This is a genomic window from Cupriavidus taiwanensis, assembly GCF_900250075.1.
In the GTDB taxonomy this organism is placed as follows: domain Bacteria; phylum Pseudomonadota; class Gammaproteobacteria; order Burkholderiales; family Burkholderiaceae; genus Cupriavidus; species Cupriavidus taiwanensis_C.
Genome location: NZ_LT977071.1, coordinates 352862 through 367686, shown reverse-complemented (window position 1 = coordinate 367686; position 14825 = coordinate 352862). Strand labels below are relative to the sequence as shown.

The window sequence follows — 14825 nt, the reverse complement described above, 5'->3', positions numbered from 1 at the left end:
GGCGGCCGGCGCTCAGCTTTTTGCCGCCATGCTCGCGTCCACGGTTTGCTTCACGAAGGCCCTGACCGCGGGCGACATCTCGCGCTGGCGATAGGCCAGCGCGAGATGGACTGCCAGGCGGAAATCCGTAACCGGTTTATAAAAGACGCCAGGCTGCGAGAAGTTCTGCATTGACTCTGGCACGATCGCGACCCCGTATCCCGCGGAGGCGAGGCTAGCGGCCGAAATGAAGTCCTGCACGCGATACTCGAGACGTGGCGTAAAGCCTCCCGCCTTTCCCAGCGCGGTCAATGCGAAGCCGAATCCTTCCTCGTCGGCAAACTGCGGGACGATGAACGGCTGATCGGCAAGCTCCCGCGCCGCAACCGGTCCGCGCCTGGGCCCCTGGAAGTGCTGCAGCAGGCTCTGGATGCTCTGGATAAGGAAGATGGTGACTAGCCGGAGGATTACCCTTGGTAGAATGCGGTATGGCTCGCTTGACTCCTCCCTCCTCGCCGAAGTACCTGCTGCCGCGTGCTGCCGATGCCGTTGGTCCGCAGAACGAGGCGGAACGTCGTCTGTATGAACTCATCGTGGATGGGCTCAACAGCGGCGAAGGGACCGAATACGCGCGGGTTGAAGATTTCGCTGCCGAGTTCCGCGCCCGCCTGCAAAACCGCAAACGCTAAGCCGTGGCGCTGCGCCTGAGGCTGCGTCCCGCCGCGCGCGGTGACGCCGATGCGGCCCAAGACTGGTATGACGATGCCGCGTCAGGCCTTGGCGAGGCCTTTACCGACGAACTGCTAAGCGTGCTGGCCTTCCTGGTCGAGCATCCGACCGTTGGCTCGCGCCGCTATGCCCATCTGCTTCCGGACGCATCGCTGCGCGTCTGGTCCCTCGATCGCTTTCCCTTCCTGGTGTTCTACCGCGTGAGCGGTGAGGTGCTGGACGTCGTGCGCGTTCTGGATGAGCGCCGGGACATCGTGGCGAGTCTGATTGCCCATTGACCCGGCGCACTGAGCACCGTCGACATCCGCGGCAGCGGGTTAGTTGAGCGGGTAACTGCCAGGGAATCCTCGCCGGGCCGGGCTCTCTAAGCTCCAGACCGTGACGATAAAGGCCAAGGCAACCATGTCAGGCAAGACCCAATACGACGTACTCGACACCGGCGCCGGCAAGCCGGTCAAGCTGTGGACGCGCGGCGTGCCGGTGGAGGGGGCCGCGCGCGAGCAGCTGGTGAACACGGCCCGGATGCCGTTCATCTTCCGCCATCTGGCGGTGATGCCGGACGTTCATCTCGGCAAGGGCTCGACCATCGGCTCGGTGATCCCCACGGTTGGCGCCGTCATTCCCGCGGCGGTAGGCGTCGATATCGGTTGCGGCATGATGGCGGTAAAGACCTCGCTGACCGCCTCCGACCTGCCCGACAACCTGGGCCAGCTGCGCAGCGCGATCGAGCATGCCGTGCCGCATGGCCGCAGCGCGCAGGGCGGGCGACGCGACCAGGGTGCCTGGGGCAACGCGCCGGCGCATGTCGACGCCGCCTGGGCCGAGATGGCGCCAGGCTTTCGCCGCATCACCGACAAATATCCGCACCTGGCGCGCGCCAACCATCGCAATCACCTGGGCACGCTGGGCACCGGCAACCACTTCATCGAGGTATGCCTGGACGAGGCGCAGTCGGTCTGGTTCATGCTGCACAGCGGCTCGCGCGGCATCGGCAATGCGATCGGCACGACCTTTATCACGCTGGCGCAGCAGGATATGCGCCAGCACCTGGCCAACCTGCCGGACCGCGACCTGGCTTACCTGGTGGAAGGCTCCTCGCACTACGAGGATTACATCTACGCGGTGTCATGGGCCCAGGCCTACGCGCGCCGCAACCGCGAACTGATGATGGAGGCGGTGCTGGGCGCGGCGCAGCGGGTGCTGCGCAAGCCGTTCCAGGCGCAGCTGGAAGCGGTGAACTGCCATCACAACTACGTGCAGAAGGAACATCACTTTGGCGCCGACGTGCTGGTCACGCGCAAGGGCGCGGTCAGCGCGCGCGCCGGCGAGCTGGGCATCATCCCGGGCTCGATGGGCGCGCGCTCGTTCATCGTGCGCGGCAAGGGCAATCCGGAGTCATTTTGTTCCTGCAGCCACGGCGCGGGCCGCACCATGAGCCGCAGCGAGGCCAAGCGCCGCTTCACCGTGGCCGACCAGCAGCAGGCCACGCAAGGCGTGGAGTGCCGCAAGGACGCCGCCGTGATCGACGAGATCCCGATGGCGTACAAGGATATCGACGCGGTGATGGCGGCGCAGTCCGACCTGGTCGAGGTGGTGCATACGCTGCGGCAGGTGGTGTGCGTGAAGGGATAGGGCAGGCGTGGTCGGTCGCCCGATGTTCAATCGACGACCAGGCTCATCTTGGCGGTGAATTTCTGCCAGCGATCGATGTCGGCGTTCACCAGCTTCTGGAATTCAGCGGGTGTGCTGGTGGTCGTCGCAAAGCCGAGTTGCGTCAGCGACGCCTTGATTTCCGGCTTGGCGATGGCCTTGGCGATTTCCGCGTTCAGCTTCTGTACGATCTCGGGGGGCGTATTGGCCGGGGCGAGGATGCCGAACCACTGGTCGACGTCGTAGCCGGCCACGCCAAGCTCGCTGACCGTGGGGACGTCGGGCAGGAACGGCGAGCGAGCCTTCGACGTGACGGCCAGCGCGCGCAGCTTGTTGCTCTTCAGGTAGGGAATGGTGTTGGTCAGCGTATTGACGCTGACCTCGGCCTGGTTGCCCAGCATGTCGGCGATGGCCGGAGCGCAGCCCTTGTACGGCACGTGCAGCATGTCGATCTTCGCCGAGAGTTTCAGCAACTCGCCGGCCAGGTGCTGCGGCGTGCCGTTGCCGCATGAGGCGTAGCTGGGCGGCGTGTTGCTCTTGCCGGCCGTGAGCAGGTCGTTGAGCGTGCGCAACTTCGAGTGCGCGGGCACCGCGATCACCGAGGGCACCGAAGCGAAGGTGATGACCGCGCTGAAATCCGACTTCGGATTGAACTGCAGCTTCTTGAAGACGCTCGGGTTGATGGCGAAGCTGCTGTTGACGATCAGCAGTGTGTAGCCGTCACCCGGGCTCTTGGCGACAAACTCCGCGCCGATATTGCCGCTGGCGCCAGGACGGTTGTCGACCACCACCGGCTGCCCCAGTGACTTGCTGAGGTCGGCTCCGATCAGGCGCGCCAGCGAATCGGTCCCTCCTCCGGCCGGGAACGTCACCACCATGCGGATGGGCTTCTGCGGGAAGGTACTCGCCAGGTTCGCTTCGGCGCGGCCCGACACGGTTGTCAGGCTGCTTGCGACAAGGAGCAGGGATGCCAGACTGCGGACGACGGATAGGGGTCTCATTGATATGCCTCGTCGGTTAGGGTGAAGGGAAGGGGGAAGCCGGTCAATCGGGATCTATACGCACCGCCTCGCTGCACTCGCCGCCCGCGCGTGCCAGCGCCGCGGCCGCCGCAAGTGCCGCATCGCTGCCCGCATGGATGCGGTAGAGGGGTTGCCCTGGCGCCACCTTTGCCCCGATTGTGCACAGCAGATCGACGCCCGCACCCAGCTCGCGCGGCGCCCCGGCGGCGCGCGCCACCCCAGAGATGCGCAACCCATCGATGGCGGCCACGCGGCCTTGCATGGCCGCGCTTACCACGCAGGTATGCGCACCGGGCGCCACCGGCTCGGGTAGCGCGCCCTGCGCGGCGGCAATGCGGTCGAATGCGGCCTTGGCCTTGCCTTCGCTGAGCAGCGCGGTGGCAATGCGCAGGCCCTCAGCGGGCGAGCCCACGCGTGCATCGAAGGCGATGATTTCGCCGGCGAAGCGCAAGGCTTTATCTCGCAGGTCCGCGGGGGCCCAGGCATCGTTGGCGAGCACCTGGCGCACATCGCGCACTTCCAGTGCGGGCCCGATGCCGCGGCCGATCGGCCGGCTGCCGTCGGTCACCAGCGCGCGCACGTGCAGGCCGAGCCCCTTGCCGACATGCTCGAACATCGCGCCCAATGCCTCGGCGTCGGCGCGCGTGGCCAGCTTGGTCTGCGCGCCATAAGGCAGGTCGACGATGATGTGGGTCGCGCCGGCGGTGTATTTCTTCGACAGGATCGACGCCACCGACCAGCGCCGCGAGTCCAGGCGCAGCGGGCGCGTGATCGCGTTCATCACGTCGTCGACCACCGAATGGTTGAGGCGACCGTTCCAGGCAATGCAGGCGCGTGCCTGCGCCACGCAACGGCGCACGTCGTCGTGCGCCAGGTCGACGCGCGCCACGGTCTCCATGGCGTCGGCCGTGCCGGCAGCGGAGGTGATCGCGCGCGACGAAGTCTTGGGCATGGCCAGTCCGTACGCCGCGACGATCGGCACCACGATCAGCGTGATGCGGCTGCCGGGCACGCCGCCGATGGAGTGCTTGTCGACCACGATGGGCTCGTCCCATTCGATGCGGGGCGTGAATGCCGTACGCGCACGTGCCAGTGCCACCACCTCCTCGTCGCCCAGCGAGCGGGTCGCGGCAACCAGGAACTCGGTCAGCTCGGACTCGGTGTACCGGCCCGCCATGGCGTCCTGCAGCACCGCGACGTAGGCGGCTTCGTCGAGTGGCTCGCCGCGCAGCTTGGCCATCAGGTTGGTGCGGCTGGTCGGTGCTCCGTCACTGGATGCGCGCGTGCCTTGGCGCAGCGCCTGGACGAAGCGGGCCTTGCCCACCTCCAGCGTGCTGTCGTTCGACACCGTGATGCACCGGACTTCCGGAGGCAGCGCCGCACCCGTCCGTGCCACGCGCCTGGCAACCTCCTCGCCCGCTTCACGCCCGCGCGCGGCAATGCGGCGTGCCAGCACGTCATGCGGCGCCGTCACCAGGACCACCACGAAGCGCGGCAGGCGCCCCGCAAGTTCCGCGATGACGGCGCGCGAGCCGTTGGCGACGACGTTGCGCCCACGCTCCAGCTCCGACATCAGCGAGCGCGGCAGGCCATAGCGCAGCTCGTGCGCATCCCACGTCACCAGGAACTCGCCGTTGGCCTGGCGCCGCGCGAACTCCGCCTCCGAGACGCCCTCATGCGCCTCGCCGGCCGCACCCTCGGGCCGCGTGATGACGCGCCGGGCGAATACATAGTTTTCATCGAGCGCCGCCCGCGCACCGTCCATCAGCGAATCCTTGCCCGCGCCACTGGGGCCCACCACAAAGAAGAACGTGCCGCTCGCGTTCATGGCCAATACCTTAGATGTCGAAGTTGTTTGGCAATGCTAGCACCAGACCCGCGACTGTCAAGAAAAGTTCGATGTCTAAGGTTATGCAAGCAGCGGGCCAGCGCCCGAAGATCCAGCAGGCACGCGGGATGCGAGCATTCGTAGGGGAAAACACGGGGGCGCGGCGGGCGCGTTTGCGGTGCCTGGTGCCGCCAATGCGCGCATGGCGCACCGATGGAGTGAACGCTACATTGGAGGGCGCGGCGGCGCGGTCCGCCAACGCCGCTCGCGCGGTGGAGGCGCTATCATGTGCGCTGTTGCGGGCACTGTCGATCCGGTGCCGCATGGATGCGTTTCACTTTCCGCTTAACACTATGGCCACAAGAAAGCCGGATGCCCCGGTCACGATCACGCCACCGGAAGAAGCCGACGAAGAGCGGCTTGCCCACCTGGTGAAGGACGCCGCGCGCGCCTATATCCGGGCGCTGCAACTGCGCCTGGCGGAACATTCGGTGTCGTACGGCCACTGGACCATCCTGCGCATTCTGTGGCGCCATGACGGCCTGTCGCAGCGCGAACTGAGCGAGCGCGCCGGCGTGACCGAGCCCACTACCTTTGCGGCGGTCAAGGCGCTGGAGGCGCTCGGCTACGTCGAACGCACGCACCTGCCCGGCAACAAGAAGAGGGTGCATGTGTTTCTCAGCAAGACCGGGCGCGCGCTGCGCCGCAAGCTCGAGCCGCTGGCGACCGAGGTCAATGCGCTGAGTGTGGAGGGCGTGAGCGAACAGGACGTGGCGACCACGCGTCGGGTCCTGATCACCATCGCCAAGCGCCTGGTTGCCGACGAGATCGCCTCGGCGGAAAACGGACGGCGCGTGCCGTCGACGCAGGAAGTCGGGCGGCTGCTGTCGGACCTGTAGCCCGAGGCGGCCATCGCCAATGAAAAGGCCCCCGCCGGCGCGGCCGGCGAGGGCGAATGCCTTGGGTAGAAGGCGTGAAACGGTGTGCGGGCGCCGTCGCGGGCAGGCTCCCGGGCTCAGGGGCTCAGGCTTCGTCCAGCCCGATATCCACGGCCGCCGCGGACTGCGTGATCCGGCTGGTCGAGATGTAGTCGACGCCGGTTTCCGCCACCGCCCGGATGGTCTCCAGCCGGATGCCGCCCGAGGCCTCGACCTTGGTGCGGCCATTGACGATCTGCACCGCCTCCTTCATGTCGGGCACCGACATGTTGTCCAGCATGATCACGTCGACGCCGGCGGCCAGTGCCTCGCGCACCTGCTCGAGCCGGTCGCATTCCACTTCCAGCTTGGTCAGCACCGGCAGCTTGCGGCGCACGCGTTCCACCGCCGCGGCGATGCTGCCGCAAACCGCGATGTGGTTGTCCTTGATCATCACGCCGTTGTCCAGGCTCAGCCGGTGGTTCAGGCCGCCGCCGCAGGTGACCGCGTGCTTCTCCAGTGCGCGCAGGCCGGGGGTGGTCTTGCGGCTGTCGATCAGGCGCGCCCTGGTATGCGCAATGGCCTGCGCATAGGTGGCGGTCTGGTTGGCGATGCCGCACAGCCGCTGCATGATGTTCAGCGCGGTACGCTCGGCCGTCAGCACGCTGCGCGCATTGCCGCTTACGTTGAGCAGCACTGCGCCCTTGCCGACCTTGTCGCCGTCGGCCACGCGCACGTCGATCGACAAGGCCGGATCGTAACGGGCGAAGATGCGTGCCGCCACGTCGATGCCGGCGATGATCATCGGCTCGCGGGCGTTCATGCAGAAGCTGCCGGTCTCGCCCGGTTCGATCATGGTCTGGACGGTCAGGTCGCAGATTCCGATGTCTTCGGTCAGCCAGAGGTCGATCAGCTTGTCGGTGGCATAGAGGTCGTACATGTGAGGGCTCCTGAACGGTGGGTGTCGTACCTCAATTATCTTAGAGATCGAAGTACATGGCGTAATACTAGCGCCTTGCCACGCCCTGTCAAGGAATATTCGACGTCTAAGTTTATGCGCGCCGGAAGCGGCACGCCGGCGCGCTAGCGCCCGAATTGCCCCAGCACCGTCCCCACCGCCTCCAGCCCCGCCTCGATCATGTGCTGCATGTAGCTGCCCATCTGCGGCATCACCAGCATCAGCACCAGCAGCCCGCCCGACAGCGTCACCGGGAAGCCCACCGCGAAGATCGACAGTTGCGGCGAGGCGCGGTTGAGGATGCCCATGGCCAGGTTCAGGATCAGCAAGGCGGCGATCATCGGCAGCGCCAGCAAGAGGCCGGAGGCGAACACCATGCCGCCGGCGCGGGCCACGGCCAGGGCGCCGCCTGCCGACAGCGGGGTGCCGCCGATGGGCAGGGTGTTGAAGCTGTCGACCAGCGCGCCCAGCATCAGCAAGTGGCCGTCGAGCGCCAGGAACAGCAGCACCGCGACCAGGTTCAGGAAGCGCGACAGCACCATGGTCTGGCCGCCGGCGGCGCGGTCGAAGAAGGACGCGAACGACAGGCCCATCTGCAGCCCGATGATCTCGCCGGCCTGCTGCACCGTGGCAAACACCAGCCGCATGACGAAGCCCGTGGCCAGGCCGATGCCGACTTCATTGAGGATGATCATCAGCCCGCCGAAGGAGTACACCGGCACCACCGGCAGCTGGGCGATGGTGGGCGAGACCACCATCGCGATCATTGCCGACAGCGCGATCTTGGCGCGCCGCGGGATGGTCGACTCACCGAACAGCGGCGCGGTGCCGATCAGCGCGAGGATGCGGAAAAACGGCCACAGGAAAGCCGCGAGCCAGCCGTAGAGCTGGGCTGAGGTGAACTCGATCACGGCGGCGGGTCAACGGGCAGGGAGGGCGGAGGGGGTAATGGTGGCGGGCCCGAGATGGCGGCCGCCGTCAGTGCGCCAGCGCGGGAATGCCCTGGAACACCTCGCGCATGTAGTCGACCATCGCATTGATCATCCACGGGCCGGCCAGCACCATGGTGGCGAACAGCGCGATCAGCTTGGGGATGAAGCTCAGCGTCATCTCGTTGATCTGGGTCGCGGCCTGGAACAGGCTGACCAGCAGGCCGGCGGCCAGTGCCACCAGCAGCAGCGGGGCGGCCAGCAGCAGGGTCATCTTCATCGCCTGGGTGGCGATGGTCATTACGGTCTCTGGGGTCATGGCTCTTGCGAAGAAATGGCTGGCGCTGGCGGCCGGCGTCAGCTCATGAAGCTCTGCGCCAGCGAACCCAGCAGCAGCTGCCAGCCATCCACCAGCACGAACAGCATCAGCTTGAACGGCAGCGAAATGGTGGCCGGTGGCACCATCATCATGCCCATCGCCATCAGCACGCTGGCGACGACCAGGTCGATGATCAGGAACGGGATAAAGATGGTGAAGCCGATCTGGAACGCGGTCTTGAGTTCGCTGGTGACGAAGGCCGGCACCAAAATGCTGAGCGGCACTTCCTCCGGCCCCTGCATCTCGGGCGCCTTGGCCATCTGCGCGAACATGGCCAGGTCTTTCTCGCGGGTCTGGCGCAGCATGAAGGCCTTGAGCGGCTCGGCAGCCTTGGCCGCGGCGGCTTCGAGGCTGAGCTTGTTTTCGGACAGCGGCTTGTAGGCGTCGTTGTAGACGCGGTCGAACACCGGCGACATCACGAAGAAGGTCAGGAACAGCGACAGCCCCACCAGCACCTGGTTGGGCGGCGAGGTGGCCGTGCCCAGTGCGTTGCGCAGCAGCCCCAGCACGATGATGACGCGGGTGAAGCCGGTCATCATCAGCATCGCCGCGGGCAGGAACGACAGCGAGGTCAGCAGCACCAGCGTCTGCACCGGCAGCGACCAGATCTGGCCGCCGCCCGGGGCGGGCTTGCTGATGACGCCGGGCAGCGCCTGGGCCCACGCTTGCGCGGGCGCCAGCACGGCAATGGCCAGCGTCAGCGCCAGCAGGCACAGCAGCGGCAAGGACAACAACGAGGCCGGGCGCGCGGCGCGGGCAGGGCGCGGCAGCGGTCGCCACAGCGTGGCACGCGGGTAAGTCATGATTTGAATTGAGCCTGCATCGAGCGCAGCAGCTTCTCGGCAAAGCTGCCGCCGGTGGGCGGTTGCGACGGTCCGGCGGCAACGTGCGCGCCGGTCTGGCTGGTGGACGGCGACCCTGCCGCCATGGTGTGCAGCGGCCGGATCTCGCCGGGGCTGACGCCCAGCACCAGCCAGGTATCGCCGACCTCGACCAGCACCAGGCGCTGGCGTGCGCCCAGCATGGTGCTGCCGACCACCTTCATCGCGCCACCGGTGGCGTGGCGCACCAGGCCGGCACGCCGTGCCATCCAGGCCAGGCCCAGGATCAGCGCGATGATGGCGAACAGCCCCAGCCCGGCCTGCGCCAGGCTGGCCGCGCCGCTGATGGCTGGCGCCGGCGTGCCTTCGGCCGCCATTGCGGCGCCGGGAAGCGCGGCAAGCGCAGCCAGCGGGGCGCGGGTTGCGGCTGTCATTTGTTCAGCTTCCGGATGCGTTCGGACGGCGTGATGATGTCGGTCAGGCGGATGCCGAACTTGTCGTTGACCACCACCACTTCGCCCTGGGCGATCAGGTAGCCGTTGACCAGCACGTCCATCGGCTCGCCGGCCAGGCCGTCCAGCTCCACCACCGAGCCCTGCGCCAGCTGCAGCAGGTTCTTGATCGGCACCTTGGTGCGGCCCAGTTCCACGGTCAGCTGCACCGGGATATCGAGGATCATCTCGATATCGTTGCGGAAGCCGCTCGGCGCTTCCTTGGCCAGCGGCGGGAAGACCGCGGCGGCGGCCGGCGTGGCGGTGGCCGCCGCAGGCGCGGCAGGGATCTCGGCGGAAGTGGCGCTGGTCTGCTCGGCCAGCGCGCTGGCCCAGTCGTCCATCGGGTCGACCGGCTTGTCCTCGATGCCGTCAGTCATAATCGGTGTCCTCGGTATCCAGGTGGGAATCGCCGTCCTGGTGATTGATCATTCGTTCTACCCGCAGCGCGTACTGGCCGTTCATGGTGCCGAAGCCGCATTGCATCACGGGCACGCCGTCGACCTTGCCGAACACTTTCTCGGGCAGCTCGATCGGCAGCACGTCGCCGGCGCGCATCGCCAGCACCTCGGCCACGGTGCTCTGCAGGTGCGCGAACTCGGCCACCAGCTCGACCTCGGCCGCGCGCAGCTGCGTCGACAGCTGCGTGACCCAGCCCTTGTCGACCTCTTTCTCGTCCTGCAGCGGATTCATCAGCAGGTCCTTGAGGGGCTCGATCATCGCGTACGGCAGGCATACGTGCAGCTGGCCGCCGACGGCGCCCAGCTCGATGTGGAAGGCGGTGGTGACCACGGCCTCGTTGTGCGTGGCGACGTTGGCAAACTTGGGGTGCATCTCCGAGCGGATGTACTCGGTCTCGATCGGGTGCACGGTGCGCCAGGCATTGCCGTAGCTGGTCAGCGTCAGCTCCAGCATGCGCTGGATGATGCGTTGCTCGGTCTGGGTAAAGTCGCGGCCTTCCACGCGGGTGTGGAAGCGGCCGTCGCCGCCAAACAGGTTGTCGACCACCAGGAAGACCAGGTTGGGGTCGTAGACGAACAGCGCGGTGCCGCGCAGCGGCTTCAGGTGGACCAGGTTGAGGTTGGTCGGCATCGGCAGGTTGCGCGCGAAATCGCCGAACTTCTCGATCCTGACGCTGCCCACGGAGATGTCCGCGCCGCGGCGGATGAAGTTGAACAGCGCCGTGCGCAGCGAGCGCGCAAAGCGCTCGTTGATGATTTCCAGCGTATGCAGGCGGCCGCGGATGATGCGTTCCTGCGTCGCCAGGTTGTAGGGGCGGACCCCGCCTTCGTCGGGCGCAGTCTCGCTGGCCTTGGGCGTATCGGCCTCGCCGGATACGCCCTTGAGCAGCTCGTCTACCTCGTCTTGCGAGAGGAACTTGTCGTAGGCCATCTAGTGTCCTGCCCCTTGTGCGGCGTTATGGATGAAACGTGCTGCCCTGGCTTGCGCTTACTGCACCACGAACGAGGTGAACAGCACGTCCAGCACGTGTTGCGCCGGCAGGCCGCTGGCAAACGGCTTGCTGATGGTGTCGCGGATGTCGTCGGCCAGCTTGCGCTTGCCGTCGACGGTGGCCAGTTCGGCCGGCTGCCGCGCGGACAGCAACAGCAGGATGCGGCTGCGCGCCTCGGGCAGGTACTGGGCCAGGCGCGCCTGGGTGGCGGCGTCAGCCACCTTCAGCGACAGCCCGGTATGCAGGAAGCGGTCGCCGTCCTCGCTGCGCAGGTTGACGGTGAACGCGTCCAGCGGCACGAAGATCGGCGGCGGGACAACCGGAGCGGCGGGCGCGGCGGGCGCCGCCGGCTGGCGGTTGCTCAGCACGCTGCCCAGCACGAAGCCTCCGGCACCCAGTGCCACCACCAGCACGCCGGCGCCGATCAGCAGCAGCCGGCCGCGCTTGCCTGTGTTGCCAGTCCGGGGAGGGGAAGCCGTGTTCGCCATGAGAAGCCTGTATCGGAATGCCTGCCATTCTTCCGGAATCGCAGGCCAGCAAAGGGCCGAAAAAAAGGGGGAAACCCTTTCAGCTTGGCCATTTGAGCGGAAAGGGAGCAGGCACGGCTACGCGAGCGGGCGCCGTTGTGCTGCGCGCCTGCAGGGTGGTTAACGCTGGTTGGCCGGGGAACTTGAGGGCGTCGGGGGGCGCGGGAGGCGGAGCGGTGCGCGTCCTGTCCGAGCGGGACGTACGCGCTGGGCAGCGGGGCCGCGACTGGCCGCTGCCCCGTCTTCCTCATTCCCTACTACGCTACTCGGGTAGCCGTTCATGCAAAACTGCCACTCATCCATCCTGCAAGTCTTTGTTTCACATGAATTTTTACTTTATTACTCTTATATAAGATATAAGACATTTGACCAAGGAGCCGCTTCGGACTACAATCGCGACGTACCGAGTCTTTCTAAACCTAATTACTCAGCAGGTTCCCATGCTTGAAAACTATCGCGCACATGTGGCCGAGCGCGCCGCGCTTGGCATCCCCCCTCTGCCCCTGACTGCCAAGCAGACGGCCGAGCTGATCGAACTGCTGAAGAACCCGCCCGCCGGCGAAGAACAGACCCTGGTGGACCTGATCTCCAACCGCGTGCCGGCCGGCGTCGATGACGCCGCCAAGGTCAAGGCCTCGTACCTGGCCGCCGTGGCGCTGGGTAAAGAGAAGTGCGCGCTGATCTCGCGCGCCAAGGCGACCGAGCTGCTGGGCACCATGCTGGGCGGCTACAACATCTCGCCGCTGATCGAGCTGCTGGACGACGCCGAAGTCGGCACCGTCGCCGCCGATGCGCTGAAGAAGACTCTGCTGATGTTCGACGCCTTCCACGACGTGAAGGAGAAGGCCGACAAGGGCAACGCCAATGCCAAGGCCGTGCTGCAAAGCTGGGCCGACGCCGAGTGGTTCACCAGCCGTCCGGAAGTGCCGCAAAGCCTGACCATCACCGTGTTCAAGGTGCCGGGCGAAACCAACACCGACGACCTGTCGCCGGCCCCGGACGCCACCACCCGCCCCGACATCCCGATGCACGCGCTGGCCATGCTGAAGAACAAGCGCGAAGGCGCTGCGTTCCAGCCGGAAGAAGACGGCAAGCGCGGCCCGGTCAAGTTCATCGAGTCGCTGAAGGAAAAGGGCCACCTGGTCGCCTACGTGGGCGACGTGGTCGGTACCGGTTCCAGCCGCAAGTCGGCCACCAACTCGGTGCTGTGGTTCACCGGTGAAGACATCCCCTTCATCCCGAACAAGCGCTTCGGCGGCGTGTGCCTGGGCAACAAGATCGCCCCGATCTTCTACAACACCATGGAAGACGCCGGCGCGCTGCCGATCGAGCTGGACGTGTCGCAGATGGAAATGGGCGACGTGGTCGAGCTGCGCCCGTACGAAGGCAAGGCCCTGAAGGACGGCGCAGTGATCGCCGAGTTCAAGGTCAAGTCCGACGTGCTGTTCGACGAAGTCCGCGCCGGCGGCCGTATTCCGCTGATCGTCGGCCGCGGCCTGACCGCCAAGGCGCGCGAAGCGCTGGGCCTGGCCCCGTCGACGCTGTTCCGCCTGCCGCAGAACCCGGCCGATACCGGCAAGGGCTTCACGCTGGCCCAGAAGATGGTTGGCCGCGCCTGCGGCCTGCCGGAAGGCAAGGGCATCCGCCCGAATACCTATTGCGAACCGAAGATGACATCGGTGGGCTCGCAGGACACCACCGGCCCGATGACCCGCGACGAGCTGAAGGACCTGGCCTGCCTGGGCTTCTCGGCCGACCTGGTGATGCAGTCGTTCTGCCACACCGCCGCCTATCCGAAGCCGGTCGACGTCAAGACCCACCACACCCTGCCCGAGTTCATCAGCACCCGCGGCGGCATCTCGCTGCGCCCGGGCGACGGCGTGATCCACTCCTGGCTGAACCGCATGCTGCTGCCCGACACCGTCGGCACCGGCGGCGACTCGCACACCCGCTTCCCGATCGGCATCAGCTTCCCCGCAGGTTCGGGCCTGGTGGCCTTTGCCGCCGCCACCGGCGTGATGCCGCTGGACATGCCGGAATCGGTGCTGGTCCGCTTCAAGGGCCAGATGCAGCCGGGCGTGACCCTGCGCGACCTGGTCAACGCGATCCCGCTGTACGCGATCAAGCAAGGCCTGCTGACCGTGGCCAAGCAAGGCAAGAAGAACATCTTCTCGGGCCGCATCCTGGAAATCGAAGGCCTGCCCGACCTGAAGGTCGAGCAAGCGTTCGAACTGTCGGACGCCTCGGCTGAGCGTTCGGCCGCCGGTTGCACGGTGCGCCTGAACAAGGACCCGATCATCGAATACATCAACAGCAACATCACGCTGCTGAAGTGGATGATCGCCCAGGGCTACCAGGACCCGCGCAGCCTGCAGCGCCGCATCAAGGCCATGGAAGCGTGGCTGGCCGATCCGAAGCTGCTGGAGCCGGACGCCGACGCCGAGTACGCCGCCGTGATCGAGATCGACCTGGCCGACGTGCATGAGCCGATCGTGGCCTGCCCGAACGACCCGGACGACGTCAAGACCCTGTCGGACGTGGCCGGCGCCAAGATCGACGAAGTCTTCATCGGTTCGTGCATGACCAACATCGGCCACTTCCGCGCGGCTTCCAAGCTGCTGGAAGGCAAGCGCGACATCCCGGTCAAGCTGTGGGTGGCACCGCCGACCAAGATGGACCAGAAGCAGCTGACCGAGGAAGGCCACTACGGCGTGTTCGGCACTGCCGGCGCCCGCACCGAAATGCCGGGCTGCTCGCTGTGCATGGGCAACCAGGCACAGGTGCGCGAAGGCGCGACGGTGATGTCGACCAGCACCCGCAACTTCCCGAACCGCCTGGGCAAGAACACCAACGTGTACCTGGGTTCCGCCGAACTGGCGGCGATCTGCTCGCGCCTGGGCCGCATCCCGACCAAGGACGAATACATGGCCGATATTGGCGTCATCAACCAGAATGGCGACAAGATCTACAAGTACATGAACTTCGACCAGATCGAGGACTTCAAGGAAGTGGCCGACGGCGTCACGGTGTAAGTTGCCGTAGGCGAGCTGGCATGAGGAGGTGGCTCTAAGCATTACAGAGCCCCAATATGTGTAGCTAACGCCAATGGCCGCCCTCCGATTGCCGGGAAACCGCAACGGGC

General features: G+C 66.5%; 16 protein-coding genes. 5 read left to right on the top strand and 11 right to left on the bottom strand.

What is annotated here, in order from left to right; genetic code table 11:
• Positions 1 to 12 precede the first annotated feature (12 nt).
• Positions 13 to 399 carry a LysR family substrate-binding domain-containing protein gene (locus CBM2588_RS18090; protein ID WP_269462454.1) on the bottom strand — a complete coding sequence of 129 codons (387 nt, stop codon included), beginning with the start codon at positions 397 to 399 and terminating at the stop codon, positions 13 to 15.
• Between the two features lie 68 nt (positions 400 to 467).
• Between CBM2588_RS18090 and CBM2588_RS18085 the strand changes: the two genes are divergently transcribed.
• From CBM2588_RS18085 to CBM2588_RS18075, 3 genes are all read left to right on the top strand, one after another.
• The gene (locus CBM2588_RS18085) at positions 468 to 668 is read left to right on the top strand and encodes a hypothetical protein (protein ID WP_115681805.1); all 201 of its coding nucleotides are present in this window, start codon (positions 468 to 470) and stop codon (positions 666 to 668) included.
• A gap of 3 nt (positions 669 to 671) precedes the next feature.
• Positions 672 to 986 carry a type II toxin-antitoxin system RelE/ParE family toxin gene (locus CBM2588_RS18080; RefSeq protein ID WP_115681804.1) on the top strand — a complete coding sequence of 105 codons (315 nt, stop codon included), beginning with the start codon at positions 672 to 674 and terminating at the stop codon, positions 984 to 986.
• Between the two features lie 124 nt (positions 987 to 1110).
• Positions 1111 to 2340, top strand: a complete 1230-nt coding sequence (locus tag CBM2588_RS18075; RefSeq protein WP_115681803.1) for an RtcB family protein — start codon at positions 1111 to 1113, stop codon at positions 2338 to 2340.
• A 26-nt stretch (positions 2341 to 2366) separates the two neighbouring features.
• On the opposite strand, the gene CBM2588_RS18070 is transcribed toward CBM2588_RS18075, so the two are convergent.
• Complete coding sequence (locus tag CBM2588_RS18070; RefSeq protein ID WP_115681802.1) at positions 2367 to 3359, bottom strand: tripartite tricarboxylate transporter substrate binding protein; 993 nt, start codon at positions 3357 to 3359, stop codon at positions 2367 to 2369.
• 43 nt (positions 3360 to 3402) lie between these two features.
• Positions 3403 to 5208, bottom strand: a complete 1806-nt coding sequence (gene phnN / locus CBM2588_RS18065; RefSeq protein ID WP_115681801.1) for a phosphonate metabolism protein/1,5-bisphosphokinase (PRPP-forming) PhnN — start codon at positions 5206 to 5208, stop codon at positions 3403 to 3405.
• A gap of 353 nt (positions 5209 to 5561) precedes the next feature.
• Here phnN and CBM2588_RS18060 point away from each other — a divergent pair, with 353 nt between their 5' ends.
• On the top strand, positions 5562 to 6107 hold the full coding sequence (locus tag CBM2588_RS18060) for a MarR family winged helix-turn-helix transcriptional regulator (RefSeq protein ID WP_115681800.1): 546 nt from the start codon (positions 5562 to 5564) through the stop codon (positions 6105 to 6107).
• Positions 6108 to 6231: 124 nt separating this feature from the next.
• Here the strand turns inward: CBM2588_RS18060 and nadC are convergent, their stop codons facing one another.
• The 8 genes from nadC to fliL form a co-directional block, all read right to left on the bottom strand.
• The gene (gene nadC / locus CBM2588_RS18055; protein ID WP_115681799.1) at positions 6232 to 7065 is read right to left on the bottom strand and encodes a carboxylating nicotinate-nucleotide diphosphorylase; all 834 of its coding nucleotides are present in this window, start codon (positions 7063 to 7065) and stop codon (positions 6232 to 6234) included.
• A gap of 143 nt (positions 7066 to 7208) precedes the next feature.
• Positions 7209 to 7994, bottom strand: a complete 786-nt coding sequence (gene fliR / locus CBM2588_RS18050) for a flagellar biosynthetic protein FliR (RefSeq protein WP_115681798.1) — start codon at positions 7992 to 7994, stop codon at positions 7209 to 7211.
• A gap of 67 nt (positions 7995 to 8061) precedes the next feature.
• Entirely contained in the window at positions 8062 to 8331 is a 270-nt protein-coding gene (gene fliQ / locus CBM2588_RS18045) for a flagellar biosynthesis protein FliQ (RefSeq protein WP_115681797.1), read from the bottom strand.
• Positions 8332 to 8369: 38 nt separating this feature from the next.
• Positions 8370 to 9194, bottom strand: a complete 825-nt coding sequence (fliP, locus tag CBM2588_RS18040; protein ID WP_439897450.1) for a flagellar type III secretion system pore protein FliP — start codon at positions 9192 to 9194, stop codon at positions 8370 to 8372.
• Positions 9191 to 9646 carry a flagellar biosynthetic protein FliO gene (gene fliO, locus CBM2588_RS18035; RefSeq protein WP_115681796.1) on the bottom strand — a complete coding sequence of 152 codons (456 nt, stop codon included), beginning with the start codon at positions 9644 to 9646 and terminating at the stop codon, positions 9191 to 9193. Before fliO ends, fliP begins: the two co-directional genes overlap by 4 nt.
• On the bottom strand, positions 9643 to 10083 hold the full coding sequence (gene fliN, locus CBM2588_RS18030; protein ID WP_115681795.1) for a flagellar motor switch protein FliN: 441 nt from the start codon (positions 10081 to 10083) through the stop codon (positions 9643 to 9645). The genes fliO and fliN overlap by 4 nt, the downstream gene beginning before the upstream one ends.
• On the bottom strand, positions 10076 to 11095 hold the full coding sequence (gene fliM, locus CBM2588_RS18025; RefSeq protein WP_012355214.1) for a flagellar motor switch protein FliM: 1020 nt from the start codon (positions 11093 to 11095) through the stop codon (positions 10076 to 10078). The genes fliN and fliM overlap by 8 nt, the downstream gene beginning before the upstream one ends.
• 57 nt (positions 11096 to 11152) lie before the next feature.
• Positions 11153 to 11644 (bottom strand): flagellar basal body-associated protein FliL, encoded by a 492-nt coding sequence (fliL, locus tag CBM2588_RS18020; protein ID WP_115681794.1) that lies wholly within the window; start codon positions 11642 to 11644, stop codon positions 11153 to 11155.
• 479 nt (positions 11645 to 12123) lie between these two features.
• Here fliL and acnB point away from each other — a divergent pair, with 479 nt between their 5' ends.
• A complete protein-coding gene (acnB, locus tag CBM2588_RS18015) occupies positions 12124 to 14715 on the top strand; it encodes a bifunctional aconitate hydratase 2/2-methylisocitrate dehydratase (RefSeq protein ID WP_115681793.1) in 2592 nt (863 codons plus the stop codon).
• Positions 14716 to 14825: the final 110 nt, after the last annotated feature.